The sequence below is a fragment of the Paenibacillus plantarum genome (assembly GCF_013141695.1).
Lineage (GTDB): Bacteria > Bacillota > Bacilli > Paenibacillales > NBRC-103111 > Paenibacillus_E > Paenibacillus_E plantarum.
Genome location: NZ_WHNY01000089.1, coordinates 27,939 through 47,265, shown reverse-complemented (window position 1 = coordinate 47,265; position 19,327 = coordinate 27,939). Strand labels below are relative to the sequence as shown.

General features: G+C 44.8%; 16 protein-coding genes. 5 read left to right on the top strand and 11 right to left on the bottom strand.

Going from position 1 to position 19,327, the window contains the following annotated elements:
* The 4 genes from GC096_RS35270 to GC096_RS35255 all read right to left on the bottom strand — a co-directional run.
* On the bottom strand, positions 1-443 hold a 443-nt coding region (locus GC096_RS35270), incomplete at its 3' end, for a histidine kinase N-terminal 7TM domain-containing protein (protein ID WP_171637397.1).
* 141 nt (positions 444-584) lie between these two features.
* A complete protein-coding gene (locus GC096_RS35265; RefSeq protein WP_171637395.1) occupies positions 585-2,171 on the bottom strand; it encodes an extracellular solute-binding protein in 1,587 nt (528 codons plus the stop codon).
* 47 nt (positions 2,172-2,218) lie between these two features.
* Entirely contained in the window at positions 2,219-3,103 is an 885-nt protein-coding gene (locus GC096_RS35260; protein WP_171637394.1) for a carbohydrate ABC transporter permease, read from the bottom strand.
* 33 nt (positions 3,104-3,136) lie between these two features.
* A complete protein-coding gene (locus GC096_RS35255) occupies positions 3,137-4,108 on the bottom strand; it encodes an ABC transporter permease (protein WP_171637392.1) in 972 nt (323 codons plus the stop codon).
* A 253-nt stretch (positions 4,109-4,361) separates the two neighbouring features.
* Between GC096_RS35255 and GC096_RS35250 the strand changes: the two genes are divergently transcribed.
* The 4 genes from GC096_RS35250 (at position 4,362) to GC096_RS35235 (ending at position 9,226) form a co-directional block, all read left to right on the top strand.
* Entirely contained in the window at positions 4,362-6,353 is a 1,992-nt protein-coding gene (locus tag GC096_RS35250) for a beta-galactosidase YesZ (RefSeq protein ID WP_171637389.1), read from the top strand.
* A 110-nt stretch (positions 6,354-6,463) separates the two neighbouring features.
* The gene (locus tag GC096_RS35245) at positions 6,464-7,222 is read left to right on the top strand and encodes a YheC/YheD family protein (RefSeq protein WP_171637387.1); all 759 of its coding nucleotides are present in this window, start codon (positions 6,464-6,466) and stop codon (positions 7,220-7,222) included.
* 241 nt (positions 7,223-7,463) lie between these two features.
* Positions 7,464-8,177 (top strand): RNA polymerase sigma factor, encoded by a 714-nt coding sequence (locus tag GC096_RS35240; RefSeq protein WP_171637385.1) that lies wholly within the window; start codon positions 7,464-7,466, stop codon positions 8,175-8,177.
* Between the two features lie 26 nt (positions 8,178-8,203).
* A complete protein-coding gene (locus tag GC096_RS35235) occupies positions 8,204-9,226 on the top strand; it encodes a hypothetical protein (protein ID WP_171637383.1) in 1,023 nt (340 codons plus the stop codon).
* A gap of 103 nt (positions 9,227-9,329) precedes the next feature.
* On the opposite strand, the gene GC096_RS35230 is transcribed toward GC096_RS35235, so the two are convergent.
* The gene (locus tag GC096_RS35230) at positions 9,330-10,244 is read right to left on the bottom strand and encodes an aldo/keto reductase (protein WP_171637381.1); all 915 of its coding nucleotides are present in this window, start codon (positions 10,242-10,244) and stop codon (positions 9,330-9,332) included.
* A gap of 199 nt (positions 10,245-10,443) precedes the next feature.
* On the opposite strand from GC096_RS35230, the gene GC096_RS35225 reads away from it, so the two are divergent.
* Positions 10,444-10,908 (top strand): anthrone oxygenase family protein, encoded by a 465-nt coding sequence (locus tag GC096_RS35225; RefSeq protein WP_171637379.1) that lies wholly within the window; start codon positions 10,444-10,446, stop codon positions 10,906-10,908.
* 106 nt (positions 10,909-11,014) lie between these two features.
* Here the strand turns inward: GC096_RS35225 and GC096_RS35220 are convergent, their stop codons facing one another.
* The 6 genes from GC096_RS35220 to GC096_RS35195 form a co-directional block, all read right to left on the bottom strand.
* The gene (locus GC096_RS35220) at positions 11,015-12,058 is read right to left on the bottom strand and encodes a glycoside hydrolase family 88/105 protein (protein WP_171637377.1); all 1,044 of its coding nucleotides are present in this window, start codon (positions 12,056-12,058) and stop codon (positions 11,015-11,017) included.
* Positions 12,059-12,082: 24 nt separating this feature from the next.
* Complete coding sequence (locus GC096_RS35215; RefSeq protein WP_376769549.1) at positions 12,083-12,859, bottom strand: carbohydrate ABC transporter permease; 777 nt, start codon at positions 12,857-12,859, stop codon at positions 12,083-12,085.
* Positions 12,860-12,926: 67 nt separating this feature from the next.
* Positions 12,927-13,829, bottom strand: a complete 903-nt coding sequence (locus tag GC096_RS35210; protein WP_056613083.1) for a carbohydrate ABC transporter permease — start codon at positions 13,827-13,829, stop codon at positions 12,927-12,929.
* 296 nt (positions 13,830-14,125) lie between these two features.
* Positions 14,126-15,460 carry an ABC transporter substrate-binding protein gene (locus tag GC096_RS35205; RefSeq protein ID WP_171637373.1) on the bottom strand — a complete coding sequence of 445 codons (1,335 nt, stop codon included), beginning with the start codon at positions 15,458-15,460 and terminating at the stop codon, positions 14,126-14,128.
* 96 nt (positions 15,461-15,556) lie between these two features.
* The gene (locus GC096_RS35200; protein WP_171637371.1) at positions 15,557-17,119 is read right to left on the bottom strand and encodes a response regulator transcription factor; all 1,563 of its coding nucleotides are present in this window, start codon (positions 17,117-17,119) and stop codon (positions 15,557-15,559) included.
* A 3-nt stretch (positions 17,120-17,122) separates the two neighbouring features.
* Complete coding sequence (locus tag GC096_RS35195) at positions 17,123-18,871, bottom strand: sensor histidine kinase (protein ID WP_171637369.1); 1,749 nt, start codon at positions 18,869-18,871, stop codon at positions 17,123-17,125.
* Between the last annotated feature and the right edge of the window lie 456 nt (positions 18,872-19,327).

Below are 19,327 nucleotides of genomic sequence, written 5' to 3'. Positions count from 1 at the left end.
AGAAGCCCGAGATGTGTTTTCCCAATTTGCAGCACATTTTCCTGCCCACGTGCAACAAGTGTCACTGAATCTCGAATCAGATGATGATAGGAATCCGTGAACAGCAGGATCCAGTAGAGCAAGATAATCGGGCTCAAAATAGCAACAGTACGAATAATGGTTCTTCGACTTATCCCTATGAAGGACATGATAACGCCCAATATCATCACTGGAGAGTAGTAGAGGGGAATCTGCTGGACATTGCGCCACATCAATTTGTCCTCGAGCGTAACTCCAAGGATCTCATAAATGCTAAATATGCATTGCATAGACATTAGGGCCATCGTGACCGTGAAGTAGATAGACTCAGGTGTTTTGCGAAAGCGGAGACCACAGACGAATAAAATCATAAAAACAATGCAGCTAAGAAGAATAGGGAATGGATATCCGCCTTGTAAAATCATAATAAAAGTCCCCTTTGTGATTCTATCTATCTGACTTTCTTTTCATCCTAGCATATCCCTAAAAAGATAGTAACAACTCTTTTTCAGAAAAGGAAAGAGACACCCTCTCGGGTGCCCCTCGCTCACATCTATTACTAACTACTATTTCTTCGCAGCCGCATACAAATCGTTCATTTCCTTCACCAAATCATCTCCACCCGATTTCTTCCAAGTTTCAAAAGCAGCCTTCAGAGCCGCTTCGTCACTTTGACCGACGATGAATTTAATACGCGCATCGTTGATGATATTATCCAGCTGTTGACCTTTTTGCGAGTACACGCTGGAGATGAATGGCTCAACTGGGTTGGCCACAATGTTTGCTTCTGCATCTTTTTGAATCTTCGTCGTTTGCAAACGAAGCGGTGTTTGCTTCACTTTCAAACCGCGATCTTCCGGAATAAATGGCAGCATTTGGTTCAATCCTTCGACTTCGGACTCGAGAAGTGCTGTATCTTTACTCACCACAAGCGCGTCTCCATCTTTCGTATAATGCTTGCCTTCGATACCGTAGCCAGCTAACGTTTGAAGATCAGGCTCATTCATTTGATCTAAGAATTTCAGTACACGTTTCAGTTCCTCTTCCGTCTTCACTGTCGATTTCGAAACAGCTAGAATACCTGCAAATCCGGAGGTAGGCAATGCTTTCAAGCCATTTTTACCTGTAACACCAATCATATTATCTACATAATGAATGTTAGGATTATCTTTGCCATCCTTGGCAAGCGCTGCATGAATTTTATCATCCATACGTGCGGCATTGTCGGTTACGTCTACGATGACCCCTGCTTGATTGTTGGCAATTGGATCGTTCCACTTCGCTGAATCAAACACAGCAAAATCCTGATTAATTAACTTCTCGTCATATAGTTTCTTCATAAATTTAAGGGCTTCCAGATATTCGGCGGTTTGATGTTCAGGTACGAGCTTACCGTCTACAACGCCCCATTTGTTCGGTGCACCGAACCAGAGTTTCATAATATCAAAGCCGCTTGCCCATTGCCCCGTCCATTTGACCAATACCATGCCGTATGTGTCGTCTTTGCCGTTTTTGTCAGGATCTTTTTCTTTAAACGCTTTGAGCATGTTGTAGAAATCATCAATCGTTTTTGGAGGTTGCATACCAACCGCTTCCAACCAATCTTTACGATAGTTAATCCCATTCCGACCCAAAGCACGTCCACGGTAAATACCGTAGTTTTTGCCATCAACCGACGAGTTGTTCATAATGACTTCGTTCGCTTTGCTGAGGTTCGGGTAATCCTTTAAATATTTCCCGATTTCCCAGAACGCCCCCGATTTGGCTGCGTTTACAAAGCTTGGATTTTTCACATCACCAACATAAATGATCTGAGGCAGCTTGCCTGAAGCCAATGTAATATTAAATTTATCTGTGTAGGAAGCGTTCGGGACCCACTCCAGATGAATATTGGTGTTCGTTTTCTTTTCAATTTCTGTTGTAACAGGACCATCGTCTTTCGGGAAATTCGTTTTGAAGATCGGAAGCATGATGCTTAGATCCAGTGGGGCAAGATTCTCTGGCGCTTTGGTCGGTGTAGCTGCTTGTGTGGTTGAGGCGGATGCTGCAGGTGTTGCTGTTCCCTCTTTGTCACTGCTGCAACCAACGATTGTTGTCATGACAGCTGTGCCTACGGTTGCTGCGGCAACCCATTTCTTCGCATTTCTCTTCATCTAAACATGCCTCCTCTAGGTTATGGACTTGCCTTTATCGTAATCCGTTACCCCTTGACCGAGCCGATCAAGACCCCTTTGGCAAAATGTTTTTGCAGGAACGGATAGACAAGCAAAATTGGAATGGTGCCCACGACGATAACGGCCATCTTGATGGATTGCTCGGGCGGTTTCACGAAATTCGGATCCATGGCATTGATATCCCCTGCTGCCGCTTGAGATAGTAAAACAATCTGTCTGAGCATGACTTGCAGCGGCCATTTGGAGGGATCGTTGATGTACAGTAATGCTGAGAAGAAGTTATTCCAATGACCTACGGCATAAAATAAAGTGAAAGTGGCCAATACGGGCATTGATAGCGGCAGCACGATCCGCCACAGAAGCCCAAGCTCTGTACAGCCATCAATCTTCGCGGCTTCCTCCAATTCGGGAGGGATCTCTTGGAAGAAATTTTTGACAATAATCAAGTTAAAAGCGCTAATCGCGCCAGGAATCATTAAAGCCCAGTAGGTGTCCAGCATGTGCAGCTGACGTACAACCAAGAAGGTTGGAATTAATCCGCCGCCAAACAGCATGGAGAAAATAATTAGATTTAGTACCGTATTTCGTCCCATTAGCCCACGCTTCGATAAGGCATAAGCCATTGTAACAGTGAAGAACAAGTTCACAAAGGTACCAAGAACCATGACGTACAGCGATACCCCAATACTTTTCAAAATCGTATCTGTTGAGAAAATAAAGCGATAAGCAGATAAAGTAAACGTCTCTGGTATGAGAAACACGGAACGTTGTGTCAATTCTGCATCCGAAGCGAACGACCCTGCTATGACATATAGAAATGGTAGAATGGCAACGATCCCTATAACGCCAAGTACAACATAATTCGTTACATCGAAGATGGTTCCGGGAACGCTCTTATATTGCTTTGCCAAAACCCCTCTCCTCCTTTACCTATCATATTCGTATTAATAAATGCCGGATTGTCCGAACCTCTTCGCTGTCCAGTTCGCGCCGAGTACCAAGATGACGCCAATGACCGCTTTAAACAATCCAACAGCTGTACTGTAACTAAATGCTCCTTGCGTAATCCCCATCATATAGACGTAGGTATCAAATACTTCAGCTACTTCCCTGTTCAATGGATTCAGCATGAGGAAAATTTGTTCAAATCCGTTGTCCAACACATCCCCCATCCGCAAAATAAGCAGAATGACGATCGTACTGCGAATCGACGGCAGTGTAATGTGCCACAGCTGTCTCCAGCGGTTAGCGCCATCCACGATGGATGCTTCGTATTGTTCCACATCGACTCCCGCAAGCGCTGCAAGGAAGATAATCGTACCAAACCCGCATTCCTTCCAAATCGTTTGCATAATAATCATCGGCCGGAACCATTCCGGACTAGCTAAGAAGTCAATTTTGTGCCCCACATATTTCTGCAAAAGCTCATTAACCAATCCGTCTTGTGTCGTTAGGAAAACATAAGTTAAGCTGGCCACGATGACTAATGATATGAAATGCGGCACATAAATTAATGTTTGAATGGTTCGTTTATACATATTGACTTTGATTTCATTTAATAGGAGTGCAAGCACAATCGGTGCCGGAAAGTAAAACACCAAATTATATAACGAAAGCAACAACGTATTGCGGAGGAGCATGACAAACTCTGGATTTTGAAAAAACACACGAAAATGTTCCAAGCCAACCCAGTCACTCTTCCAAAAACCAAGAAAAGGCTGATAATTCTTAAAGGCAAGCAGCACGCCCCACATGGGCACATATTTAAAAATAATGAAATACAATAAGCCTGGTGTTAACAATGCATAGATCCATTTATCCTTGCGCAACCTAGCCCACACCTGTGATCTGCGAAGCCCTTTCGCCTCGGTCACCTGAATCAGCTCTCTGTTGTTAGGAGCAGCTGCCTGCTTCATCCTTTTCACCTCCATGTCATGATCGCCTTGTGAGCGTTTGTAGCCCTATTATGCATCGCCTGTGATTTACCGCCTATCAGACATTCTTGTAAGCCCTTCCAAATGGTTGATTTCGTGTTGCATCAAGAAAGTGCAAACCCTTCAAAACAGTTGAAACTTCCTATTTTACCCAGCAAGAATGTGTTATTGCCCCTGAGTAAAATAGCACTTATAGTAGAAACTATCTTTCTAAAGAAAAGGATGGATGATGGTAATGGGTAAAAAGTTATATCATGGCGCGGCCTGGTATCCTGAGCTTTGGGATCAATCGGTCATTGAACAAGATATCGTTCTTATGAAGCAAGCAGGCATGAATGTTGTGCGCATCGGCGAATTCGCCTGGTCTAATATGGAGCCAACGGAGGGGAATATTGACCTTGGATTTTTTGTGCAAATGGTTAACCTTCTCCATCAAAATGGGATAGATACGGTTATGTGTACGCCGACTCCAACACCGCCAATTTGGTTCACGCACGGTCATCCGGAACGGATGTATGTGAATGAGCAACTGCAAGTGATGGGACATGGGTCGCGTCAGCATGCATGTACGAATCATCCTTATTTTCGTGAAAAAGCGTCCATTATTACCGAGCATATTGCGCGGGCTATTGGACGCTTGCCAGGTCTGATCGGTTGGCAGATCGATAATGAGTTCAAAGCGCATGTATCCGAATGTATGTGTGGAACCTGTCTTGTACAATGGCATGAATGGCTGGAAGCGCGTTACGAAACCGTTGAAAAGTTGAATGAGGCATGGGGCACACAAATTTGGAGCGAATACTATCATAGCTTCGAGCAAGTACCGCAGCCTGGTCCTGCGCCGTTCTTGCACAACTCTTCCCTCAGTACGATGTACCAACTATTTTCGATGGAGAAAATTGCGGAGTTCTCCGATGAACAAGCGGCGATGATCCGCCAATTTTCGGATGCACCGATCACACATAACAGCAGCGTCGCTTTCAGCGTAGATAATGAGCGTTTATTCCGCGAATTGGATTTTGCGTCGTTCGATACGTATGCAACCTACGATCATCCAGCGAACTACTTATTAAATAACGACCTGTGGCGCAACTTTAAGCGCGGTCGAGATTACTGGATCATGGAAACGAGTCCCTCCCATGCGGCCTCACTTGCAAGCTACGCAAAGCCGCATCCTAATGGCTATCTCAAAGCGGAAGCTGTTGCTGCTTATGCACTCGGAGCAGAAGCCTTCTGTTATTGGCTCTGGAGACAGCAGCGAGCAGGCTGCGAGCAGCCACACGGCTCTGTGATCAGCACATGGGGCAAGCCTACGGTTGGTTTCCCTAATGTGTTGGAAGTCGAACAGGCTAGACAAGAAATTGAAGCCACTATCTTAGCGACTCGACCTACGCAAGCCGAAGTTGCCATGACTTATTCGGATCGCTCCAAAGCGTTTCTGAAAACCGAACCGCATCAAAAGCTCAATCATCGCGGACTTGTAACCAGCTTCTACGAGCGGATACTCCATCTAGGACTTCACCGGGACATCGTGCCAGAGGGTGCCGAGCTAGCCGGGTACAAGCTGCTGTTTACACCATTCCTCCCTTATATCTCATCGGATCTGATGAAGCGTGCTTCTGCGTTCGTTGCCGAAGGCGGTGTTTGGGTGGTTGGCCCTCTCTCTGGCGGACGCACCGAAGAACACACCATGCATACGAATGCTGCACTCGGTGAGTTGGAGCACCTAGCCGGGGTGGAAACGGTCTACACGTTCCCCATGGACGGCAGCGGATCCATCGGCAGCGCCTTTGGCGTCGCTGCACCGCTTTCGCTTTGGAGCTCCGTCTTCGAGCCGAAGGAAGCTGTCGCCGTTGGAACCGTCGAATCGGGACTGACACCGGGGCTGGCCTTCATTACTGAGCGCGCCTATGGCAAAGGCAAGATCGTCATGCTTGGCTCTATGCCGACCGGCGAGGAAGGCGAGCAATTGTTGAACAAGCTCATCCTGCGGTATGCGGATGATGCTGGGGTGCAACTGCGAACTGATGTAACAGCAGGTACCATTGTTGCACCGAGACATGGAGATGGCCGCGATGTATGGGTCGTGGTTAATATGGACGGTGCGGGCGGCAGCGTAACTCTTCCACGTGATGGCGTCGACCCGATCACAGGAACAATCTACCTGAAGGGGCAGCTAACAATTGGCCGATATGAACACAAAGTAATTCAATTCACAGCTAGGTAACAACTTCACTTTACTGGATAAGTAAATGCAAATTCGCTAGCTCCAATGGGTATAAGCACTGACAAGCAGCGTCCACCTCACATACGCTGTCTAAAAAGAGGTGTACTCCTATGCCCACGTATAAAAGCAGTTCAATCAAGAGCAAATGGCGTAAAACCAAATGGTTGCTTCAACAACCTCAATTACGCCACTATGTCCCTCGAACGTTGCTTTTTACGAAAACTAATTTGCATATGATGCTGGATGATTATAAAACAGTCTTTTTCAAACCTACGGATGGTTCCGGCGGTTCCAATATTATCCGCATCAAGCGGAAGACGAAAGGCTTCCAAACGCAATTGAATCATACAAAAAACTTCTATACCACGCGGAAGATACTGCTTAGCAAATTGTCCAAACATGCGGGTAAGCGTTCCTATTTACTCCAGAAAGGGATTAAGCTCGCCAAGACGAAAGGCAGACCTTTCGATATTCGCGTCATGGTGCAAAAAACGAATAAAGGTGAATGGGTCAGCACTGGCCTTTTCGCCAAAATCGGCAGACAAGGAAAAGTAGCTACGAATTATAATCAAGGCGGATCCATTGGCTATTTCAAGCCCACTATGCGGGGAGCAGGCTATTCTACACCTGATATTCAAGAACGTGAAGCGCAATTGAAGCAGCTAGGCGTGGAAGTTGGGTATGCTTTTGAAGATCATAATCGAGGATTCCGAGAACTGGGTCTCGACGTCGCGATTGATTCCAAAGGGAGACCGTGGATTCTAGAAGTGAATACCCGACCTCAGTTCTATCCGCTGAAGAACATGTCTAATCGTAAGCTGTATCGACGCATGGTGGACATTGGGAAACAGTATGGACGATCCAAATAATGTGAGGACATACGCGAAAATTAAGCGGTATCGATGGACTGAAAATAGGTCCTGGATACCGCTTTTTATTTTCAAACAGCTTTCGTGATAAAATTGAATTAGGAAAGCCATGCAAACTCCCCTTTTCATCTCAATTACTGCAGGAAGAAAATATATTTTTCTTTTTTTTCAATACATGATAGAAATCATATGTCCTTTGGCATCAAACATTGTAGTGGGAGAATGAAAGGATGGCAGGTCATTGGAAAAGGTTAGATTAGATGAGCAACAGGAGCTCGTACAGCGCGCGCGTTCTGGTGATCGGGAGGCATTCGGTGAATTAGTACGTTATCATCGGAGTAAAGCTCTCGGATGGGCGAATACAATCGCGCAAGACAGCTCGATTGCCGAAGACATTGTGCAGGAGGCCCTCATTAGAGCATTCCTACACATGGGTACCTTGATGAATCCGGAGCGTTTTATTCCTTGGCTGCAACGAATCGTTCGCAACCAGGCATATATGAAAATGCGACGCGGCGGACCTTATGGCAAGGAACGGCCTTTCTCTGACTTCAGGCAAAAAGCCGGAGACACGTCGACGGTTGATACCGATTGGAGCGATATTGACGAAATTTTATTACGTCTATCCCGCTCTGCTACGGAAGAAGCACAGTTTCGTGCTGATCCAGCGGTTTCATTAGTACGAACGGATATGTTCCAGTGTTTGCGCGATTTACTTTCATGCCTTGGCAAGCGGGAAAGAGCTATATTTGAAGCTCATTTTTTCGATGAACTGACGCCAGCCGAGATTGCCTCACTGTTTCAAACAACGACTGCCAACGTTTACAACATATTGTCAAGATCCAAATCCAAAGTCTATCGAGAGCGAATCCGTGTTTCCCTTAACAGCTATGTACAGAAACGAGCAGCATTAGGTCGCCCAAAACGTGCCATTCTGGCCTCTCCCCCAATCTAACATTCTCATGAAGGTGGTATCCTAACATGATTTCTGAACGACTTATCCAGCGTGATTGGACGAAAACAATGACTTCCGCTGCAAGTGCCGTATATGGAGCGGTCAGTTACACGGATAAAAAAGCGCTCTCCCTTGTAGACGTTATGGGGTTCACTGGACACGCCTTTCGGCTTAATATCGATCCAATTGAAGTAAACGTCGCAGGTCCAACATCTTTTCCTGGAGGTTATATTCTTCGCAGGAATTTATGCAACTTGGGCTATACCAGCAATATGGGAGAAGCCTCTACACCTGTATCTCCTGACAATTTGGAGCAAACAATAGCACTTATCCAGCGATCTGTTGACAAAGGCTATCCAGCTATTGTTTTCGATCTATTTATTCCGGAATTCGGACTGATTTACGGTTACGACGACGATATGCAAATCTTTAATGCTAAGGATGTCTCCCAAGAGGGTACAATTACATACGCAGATTTCGGTCGACCTAAAATTCCTGTCTTATTTTTAGTCACAATCGAAGATAGTCTTCCTCACTCCAAATATGAGATGCTCCGTATGGCACTGGATATGATTGTGGAACACGCTCGTGGGCGCGAGTGGACATATAACTTCAAAGACCGTTATACGCAAGGACTAAAAGGGTATGATGCGTGGATCCAAGTTATGGAGAATCGAAACGCTGAGGAATTCGGTAATGCTTACAACATTGCGGTTGCAGCTGATGCTAGAGAATTTGCTGTCAAGTTCCTTCAAGAAATGTCCATCAAATGGGACGGCAGCAATGTCGTGGAACGAACAGTCCGAAGCAAAGCGGCAGAGGCTGCTGCTCATTATGAAACCGTGGCGGAAGCTTTAAGTGATTTACGCGAAATCTTCCCTTTCCCTCAAGGCGGTCAGCCAAAGAATCCAATCCTAGCAGATAGCGCTATTAAACTGTTAAATATTGCGAGAGAAGCGGAAACTAAGGGTATTGAGGTTCTCGAAAAGCTATTGCACTTTATGAAAGCCTATCACTCGGATATTTGGATTAAACCGACGTCGAGTTGATTATTTAAGAGCTATTAGAACACTACGCGAATATGAAATAAATTGAATCTCATGCTAAATGAAAAGTAACGGCCCATGCGTAGTTGCATGGGCCTCTCTAAATTTATCGATGTTGTTCATATCTATTCAATCGGGTTAACTTACGTAGTAGGGTTACCTCTTCTTCTGTTAAAGGCGGTCCCTCTGCTGCGTCGATATTGTCCAACAATTGATGCATTGAGCTGGCTCCTGGGATGGTCACAGCGACCGTTGGATGCGATAATGCATAGCGAACTGCAAGCTGGCTTAGATTGCGATCACTTGAATCGGCTAGCTCCTGTAATTGGGGATGAAGGGTGTAAAGTGATTCTACTGTGTAATCAAGATATCCTTTCTGAAGCCGCCCCTGTCCTCCGCTCGACAGAATTCCTTTCGACACTGGACCGCGAGCTATCATACTGACCGAATGTTCGGCAAGCCAAGGCAACACGGCTTCCTCCGGCCGTCGATCCAATAAGCTATATTGACTCATGACGCTAACCATCGACGAGCGGTTTGTATATTCACGAATGACATTAGGACGAATCGAGGAAATACCATAATAGCGAATGATCCCCTCATGCTTCAATTGTTCAAAGGCTTCGATCGTCTCATCAATCGGATCCTCCAGTGTACCCCCGTGCAATTGATATAGATCAATGTAATCCGTGCGCAGCCTTTTCAAACTATCTTTGACCGCGGAGAGTATGTATGCTTTGGACGCATCCCATGCCCAGCCATCTTGGCCTGGAATTCGTCGATTACCCACTTTCGTGGCTATAATAAGTTCCTCACGGCGGCGATCACGAATCGCTTGTCCGACGATTTCTTCATTGAGACCTTCTTCGTACAAATCTGCCGTATCTAAGAAATTTACCCCTAGATCCAATGCTGCATGAATCATCTCGATTGCGAGCTGTTGATCTGTGCCTAACGACATGCAGCCTAAACCAACCTCACCTACCATGAGCTCCGAAGTGCCTAATCGATTCCGTTTCATTCGTATGTTTCCCTCCGATATTGTGTTCTAACACCTATATGATATCTCAAAACGGACATTTCCGGCTATGTACGAACAAAACGATTTGAGAACCGAATACCCGTGAAGGAATAATAAAGTCTTTTTACTTGTTTATATGGCGTTTATAATTATTGTTTAAATTTATAACTAATACATAACCACTAGGAGGACATTCCATATGCTCCACGCCACAATCGAGGTAATAAATCTGTTCCTTGCCGGGTTACTTGCCGGAGAAGAATTTGTGATTTTCTACGGTGTCCGACCTCCGCTCGCTGCTCTACCAGACCAACCGCATATCCAACTCCGTCAAGCACTTATACGCAGACTACGCGTACTGGTGCCTTCTATCTACATGCCGACTTTGTTTTCAGGGGTTGCCATATTAACACTGAATACCGGCCCTGGACTCCGCTTACAAGTAGCAGGCGTGATTGCTTTACTGAGTTGGATCTTGATCACACTGTTTGGAACTGTTCCGATTAATAAGAGCATTTTGGATTGGCGCCCCGAAGCCCCACCAAGTGGTTGGCAATCGGTCATAAGCCGATGGGTTCAATTAGATCGGATTCGCTTCTGGTCTGCGGTCATTGCATTCGCATTATTCTTGATTGCAGTGGCGATGCAGTTGGCCGGAAATTAATCCGTGATGGATAACACACAAAAACCTCCAGCTTTTTTTCGAACAGTTACGGTATGAGCCGTAAAATCCGAAATGAACTGGAGGTTTGACGTCAACTATTCACTGCTTAACAACCATTTCCAAAACTATTTTTCTTCGAATTCAGCACCTCAGCAAGGAATGTCAAGGTTAACCCTTGCCCCCAACCTTGAATGCGTTTGTCCGGCACGCCTTTGTAACCTTCAGCATTTTTCATGACAGCCGTTCCTGCGGATACACCAGTTACTGTGCCATCCTCGGTAATTCGCGCTAAGATACCGTCGATCGACTTCTGTGTATATTTGTTGTACAATCTCCCGCGTGTAAGCAAAGCAGTGGCAATTCCGGCTGATCCTGACGTCTCCAGTGGAGCTGTCGGGTCATTCAGAATGGTGTGCCACAAGCCTGATTCATCTTGCAATCGAACAATTGCGCTGAGTTGATCACGCAATGAGCCATCAATAATCATGAACGAAGGATGCGTAACTTCTACGAGATGAAGTGCGCGTGCCATCGTGAGCGCAGCCCAGGAGTTCCCGCGTGCCCAGAACATAGCGGACATATTATTTTGAGCAATATTGTCCCATCCATGATAGTACAGGTTGGTTCTCGCATCTTGCAGGACGTTCTCATGTCCATGATACTGCTTCAAGCCAAGCTCGAAATAGTCATTATTATTCAGTAGTGTACCAACACGAAGCAGGAAGTAACCAGCCATAAACATCGTATCTACCCAAGCTTGTTCTGGAAAGTTATATGTTTCGGAATTAACCGTATGTTGGAGGATATCTTCTCCAAACCGCTCCGCTTTTGTCGCAAGGAATTCCGCCATTTCCTTCACCGTGTCTAGATATTTCTCTTCTTTTGTCACGTCATATAGAGTAAGAAGGGAGTGTCCGATGGACACCGCATTGACCGAAAGCTTCGGCAAGCCATCCTCCATATTTTCATCCACCCAAGCCTTCAATCTAGTTAGATACGATTCATTCCCTGTTGCTGCATAAGCTTCACAAACTCCATAAAAGGCGACACCACCTGGCCAATCCCATCCGAAGTCCATACGAAACGTGCGATCTACGACTCGGTCGATGGCTGATCTGATATCATTTTCCTCAAATACTAATTTCGGCATGTCTATAAGCTCTCCTCTCATCTTCTATCCTTTCAAGCCGCTTGTGCTAATCCCGTCAACAATGTACCGTTGGAAAATGAAGAACACGACAACAATCGGTACCAGTGACGCGGAAGCCATTGCGAACATGCCGCCCCAATTGTTCACTGACTCTCCATCCAAGAAAAGTTTCAAGGCCAGGGACACAGGGTACATACTCGGCTTATTTAAGTAAAGCAGCGGGTTTATGAAATCTTCCCAGCGCCAGTAGAAGGAGAAGATCGTTGATGTAATGAGCGCTGGCACGATAAGTGGAACCAAAATCCGGAAAAAGATGCTGTATTTACTGCAGCCGTCCATTTTAGCAGCTTCATCGAGCTCAATGGGAATCGTCCGAATGAATTGCATAATCAGGAAGATAAAGAAGGGAATTGCAAAGAACTGGGGCACGATGATCGGCTTAAAGGATCCAATCCATTCTAACTTCGCAAACAATACGTATTGCGGGATAATTGTAACATCGTGAGGCAACATCATCGTTAGCATCATACAGCCGAACCAGAAGTTTCTTCCGACAAAGGGAATACGGCCAAACGCATAAGCAACGAGGGCTGAACTGGCCACCGCTCCGATCGTAGACAGGATCACGATATAGAACGAGTTCATGAAAAAGCGACCGAATGAATTGCCTGCGAAACCTCTCCAGCCTGTTTGAAAGTTCTCCCAAGCGATCTTGCTCGGAATCAAGCTGTAAGCGGTTGAAAAAATTTCACTATTTGGCTTCAACGAGCTCGCAAGCAACCAAATGATGGGGTACATCATCACAAGTGAACATAGGACTAAAAGGAGATGATAGCCAAAGCGTCTGTAGTTATTCGAATGTGCCATGTTATTTCTCTCCTTTGTTTTCGTAGTAAACCCAGTATTTTGATGTTTGGAAAATAACGAGTGCAATGATACCCACAAGTATTAGCATGACCCATGCCATTGCGGAAGCATAACCCATTTCGTAGAATTGGAATGCTCTGCGGTATAAGTACAAAGAATAAAGTAAGGTATTGTCCAGCGGTCCACCTTCGCCGCGTGAGATGATATAGGCTGGCGTAAAAGTCATGAACGCAGAGATGGTTTGCATAATCAGGTTAAACAAGATAATTGGGCTGAGCAACGGAAGCGTAATTTTGAAGAACTGGCGAATTTTATTCGCACCGTCTACGCTAGCTGCTTCATAATAAGACGCTGGGATGTTTTTGAGACCTGCAAGGAAGATGAGCATGGAAGAACCGAACTGCCAGACGGACAAAGCAATCAGTGTCCATAACGCCGTCGACGGGTTTCCGATCCATGATGTATCTGTGTGAATCCCAATAACACCAAGTGCGGAATTGACCAAACCTTTATCTCCGAACACTTGCGTCCACATGATTGAAACTGCCACGCTGCCCCCGATCAAGGAAGGCAAGTAAAACGAGGAGCGGTAAACGCCGATACCTGAGACAGCTTTATTAAGCAGCACTGCTACCATTAACGCGAATGCGAGTCGAAGTGGCACGCTGGCGAACACGTACGTAAAGGTTACACTGACGGATTTCCAATACTTGTCGTCCGCGGTAAACATTTTTTCATAGTTGTCAAAACCGATAAAATTCGGTGCATCAAACAAGTTGTAATCCGTAAATGAATAAAAAAGCGATGAAATGATGGGATACAGTGTGAAGATGAGAAATCCCAGAATGAAAGGGGAAGCAAATATGTACCCCACCAGGTTATCGTTATAACGCAGCTTGTTCATTGGTGATCAACCCCTAACCTTGATTTATGAAGCGGAAGCCTCGCTTCCTCTCTTCTCTATCTTTATTATAAAAGAGTTGATTCGCTGCCAGAAGGCAAAAAACCGTTCTGTTTGTATAAATAACAGAGTGATAATAGCGGTTACATCGTACTATTGGAAGGTCATTTCTATCGTGGGGTGCGGCAGGCTCAGGTGTTACGTAGCCTCAACTTTTGATTGATCACTAAAGCTGACGATCCCGTCTCAACGATGAAAAGCCCCCGCACAAATTGCTATGCGGAGGCTTCGGAGCAAGCTTATTTTTTGTTTTTAGCTAAAATTGCGTTCGCGTCCTTACGGAATTTCGCTGCGCCTTCTTCAACTGTCAATTTTTTGTACATGATTTGTTCAGCCGTATCTTTAAGCAGTTTCTCTACTTCAACGGAACCAATTGGGCTTGGCGGATCCATTGGAGAAGCGTTTTTCTCTGCCCATGCTACGTACTCAAATACTTTCTTTTGTTCAGGCGTCAATAGCGGCATCAAAGCTTCTTTTACTTTGGAGGAAACGGGTACACCGCGCTCGCCCATGATAATTTTGTTCGCATCGATATCATTGATCAAGAAGTCAACGAATTTGGCTGCTTCTTCTTTGTTCTTCGAGCTTTTGGACACAGACCAGAACATACTTGGTTTCAAGAATAGTGCTTTGTTTTGACCCCAGCTTGGCGTTTTCATGATATCCAGCGAACGCTTCGCTGCTGTATTGAAGCCAATGAACTGGTTAGACCAAGCGAAAGTTGCAGCCGCATTGCCTAGCACCATTTCATCGTCTTCTGCCGTTCCTTTTTTCTGTGCTAACTTATCTAGCGGCAGCAAGTAACCGGAATCATACCATTTTTTGTACATCGTGTAGTAGTCAACAAAGGCTTTATCATCGGCATATCCGAGACTAGCGCCATCAGCCGCGTATAGCTTTTGACCAACACTTCTCAGATAGAACGGGAAGTATACGTCATGACGAAGGTCACCAGCGAGCAACTTGCCTTTGGCTTTCAGCGTCGCGCCGACAGCGTCCAAGTCACCAAATGTCCAATCATCCTTCAAGGTAATGCCATTGTCTTTCAACATTTGCGGATCGATGGTTCCACCTAGGGCATTGGATCCTGCATTCATGGCAACCAGTTTACCGTCAATTTTACCACCGGAAAGACTGTTTTCAGCAATATCTTTCACATTCAACACACCGCTTGTTGTAAATGGTGTCAAATCTTCCAATTGCCCTCTAGTTCCATATTGTGTCAGGTAGGAAACGTCCATTTGAAAGACGTCTGGCAGTCCGTTTGCAGCAGCCTGTGGTGCAAGCTTCTTCCAATAGTCGTCGAATGCGGCATACTCCGATTCGATTTTCACATTCGGGTGCTTCTGCTGGTACAATTCAATCACTTTCAATGTATAGTCATGACGTGCTTGTCCGCCCCACCATGAAACGCGCAAAGTAACTGGATCTGCTTTGGCACTTGTCGTTGGTGCTGCACTTGCTGCTGGGCTTGTGCCTGTGCTCGGTGTGCTTGTTGATCCGCTAGAACCACTTGTACCGCAACCTGCAAGTAGTAACGCGGCCGAGATTACTGTAAACATGACTTTTTTCATCTGTTATTTCCTCCCCAAAGTTGTAATCGTTTTCTTTCTACTCGTATTATGCCGCTGGAAGGAGCAAACGTTAATCCAAAATACAGACCTATTTGTTTAAAATGCAGAGGTGTCTGTCGATTTCATGTACTCCGATGGGGTTGAACCTCGGTATTTTTTGAATACTTGACTAAAATATTGTGGATTGTCACCGAAACCAAGTCGTTCAGCGAGTTCGAAAATTTTGATATCCGCATCCTCAGCGATCAACTCGGTGGCTCTATTTATTCTTGCTTTCATGACATAATTGGAAAATTTCTCACCTGTTTCCTTCTTGAATAGTTTCCCGAGATAGTCTGCATTCATATACAGCATTTCATGCGCTACCCAATTCAAACTGAGCTCGGAGTTCCCTAGCTGAGAAGTAATTACATCAATAACCTTTTGAACAATCGCACTATGCTTCACTTTGTTAAGTCCATAGAATCGTTCCGTCATCGTAATGACAACATTCTCCATAAACGTTTGAATCGTTTGCAGTGTGTTCATTTCAACAATCAAGGGAATTTGGGTGAAATAATGATTCATTTCTTCGGGTGCGCACTGTCGAACAAGCGATACAAATTGCTGAATGACGTACGATTTCGTTACATCAATATCAAGCTGAGCTTCTTTCAATCCCCCAATAAAAGCACGTAAAGCTGCTTCCGCTTCCTCACGGTGGCCGGATCTTACCGACATATTGAGACGTTCCTCATCCCAACCCAGCTCCTTCGGTGAAGCTTCTTGAGAGCCTTCGGTATCCTTACGAGTAATGAGACTGCCTTCCCCCAAATAAAAGCGATAGTTCAGCAAATGAAGGCATTGCCTATACAGCGTTCTTGCTTGAGTTATGTGGCTAGGCTCACTAAGCGCGATCGTGACATCCCTTTTATAATAACTTTGAAAAGTGTCTCGTATATGATAGATTCGCTCATGGAGCTGATCCATTTGATCTGATTCTTCCAGTAATATTAAGACATGATTCCCAATTGTCGTACTGAGGAGAGGGCTAACTAGGATTTCTTGTGCAATATTCTTGATGGCGAACAATAGCTCAAACTCGAATCCCTCTTCCAACTGAAACAAGAGAAGTCGAATTTGGTAATCAAAATCCAGCTTAAATAAGCTTCGGAAATAGTCCCAATCCACTTTGCCATAGGTCTTATTCGTCACAAATTCCTTAAGGAATTGTTCTTTCACATGCGGCATCACTTTCTCAAGCTCTGCCTTCATGTTCCGAACGAACGACTCTTTACTTGTCTCCTGTTCAAGCTCAGCCACGATTTCCTTAAGTGCTTCCCCGATCTTCCCTTCATTCGTTGGCTTGAGTAAATAATGCTTGACGCCATACTGCATCGCTCTGCTCGCATAGTCAAATTCACCAAAACCCGAAAGCAGTACAAAACGAATATGCGGATACGCCTCATGCACACGCGCCACAAGCTCAAGCCCATCCATACCAGGCATACGAATATCACTTATGATAATATCAGGCGCTTGTCTCTGTATAATTTCAAAAGCTTCAACACCATTACGCGCAGTCCCCATTAGCTCCGTTTGTAAGGAAGACCAATCCACCATACGTGAGATGCCATCTAGGATAATTCGCTCGTCATCAACTAACAATACATTATACATTCCTTATTCCTCCTGCCCTTTAGGTAAACTTAAAATGATAGTAGCCCCCTGCTTGGCTGACTCATCTACTCGAATTCCGTACGCTTCGCCAAAAGCAAGCTTAATCCGATCATCAATATTCAGGAGTCCGATCCCTTTCCCCTTCGTCGTCACTTCACCACTACGCAGTCTTTCAAAAAGGCCACCGGGAATCCCTGGTCCCGTATCATCAACAGCAAGGAAAATGCCATCTTCTGTACTCCAACCTCGAATTGTAATTTCACAAGGCTCAATGATTGACTCTAGCGCATAATGAATGGCATTCTCCATCAGAGGCTGGAGGGTCAGCTTGGGAATAGCCCGACTCATTAATTCTTCAGGTACATCCAACCGGAACACCAATCGCTCTTCGAAGCGAATTTTCTGAATCGTCACATAGCTTCGCACGATATCGATTTCCTCACCGAGTGTAATGATGGGCTCTTTTAAATCCACAGAGTGACGAAGTAAATAAGCCAGAGCTTCCACCATCTCGGATATTTTGGATTGTCGATTTACTTTGGCCATCCAATTAATCGATTCCAACGTGTTATACAGAAAATGCGGGTTAATTTGGGACTGTAACGCTTTAAATTCCGTTTCTTTAATGAGAAGTCGATTCGCATAATTCTCCTGAATTAATGTATTAATCCGCTCGATCATGAATCGGAAGCTTCGCTGCAAGAGACCGATTTCATTCATGGCTACTTGCCCGCCTGGCGGAAATAAATTCGCCTCTTCGAAATTCCCTTTCTCCGCCAGCTTCATCCGCACCATCAACTCATCGATGGGCCTAGTTAAGCTGTACGAGAAACGTATGCCTAACAAAATCACGACTACGAATATCGCAATAAAGACAAAAACGACCATTTCCTTGATGAAGATGATGCGGTCAAATATTTGATTAAATGGGGTAATGTTCAAGTAAGTCCAACCTGTATTCAACGACTGGATTTGGGCAATGAAATATTCTTCGCCGTTAATTTTCTGGATTTCATAACCTTTACCAGCGTCCATAGTCTTCGTAATACGACTCCAATCGAAGGATGGTTCTTTAGGAAAGATCACATGTTCATCCGAAACAATCAGAACATCGCCCTCTTCGGGTGCGATATCGCGTACAAGCTTCTCAATATTGATTCGAATAACAAGCGTTCCTAAATAATCCAAATCAAAGTTCGTTTTGTGAAAGGAGCGAATTTCCCGCGTTGCAATCAAGGCAGAATCATTGCTGTCCGGGTATATCCAACGATTTTCCCCATTGCCTTCCGCAGCTACATTCAAAATGTGCCTTTTCCGTTCAGCGTCCATTCTTAAAATGTTGCCGCCCTCATGCTCATTTCCTTTGGCATCCATAATTTGAATGGAAAATAAATAAGGTTCCTCTCCGGAATAGCTGATTAGTCGATCTACCAAGTATTGACTAATGATGAGTCGATCATAATCAGATGGATTCTTTTTGAGAGAAGTCAACCATTCCTGAACTTGTTCTTCTGCTAAAATACGGTAAGAGAGCTGTTGCAATCGCTTGAGCTCCGTTTCAATCGCGGTAGACGATAAATTGAGCACGCGTGAAGACTTATCATAAATTTGTCCATCGTAGATCGAAAACACATATTGCTGGATCAGAATGGTAAATGCCAAGGAAACCGCGATAATCATCGTTATCAAAATCGACAACTTATTTTTGATCTTCATATGCCGATATGTATCAAGGACTGAACGTAATCCCATAGTTGGCCGACTCCCTATTTCGTTTTATCATCGATTATGGCATTCTGAAGGACAATGGTCAACGTTCAACTGTCAAAAATGAAATAGACCGCTTCCCTTAAATTCCAAGGGAACACGGTCTTCATATCCCCCCAACATCTGCTGACATCCCAAATTCCTGCAATCATGCAAGAACACTGTTGGGGTGGGTTTACCCAATCAGCTGAATAAATGGAAAAAGTGCAGTTAAATCCCCGATATTTCATCTTAATAATGAAATAACTGGAAAATATGTAGTTATTCCTACCTATTTTCAGTTTAACTGACGGATAATCGAAAAATAACAACACTTTTTCCATCTAATCTCGATTCATAGCTTTAAATTATGGAAATAGATGTATATTTTACAGTTAAGTTATTAATAGGTTGGAAGACTCCAGTTTCTTTAAGGGGCCTTGGAGTTTCAAAAGGATTACT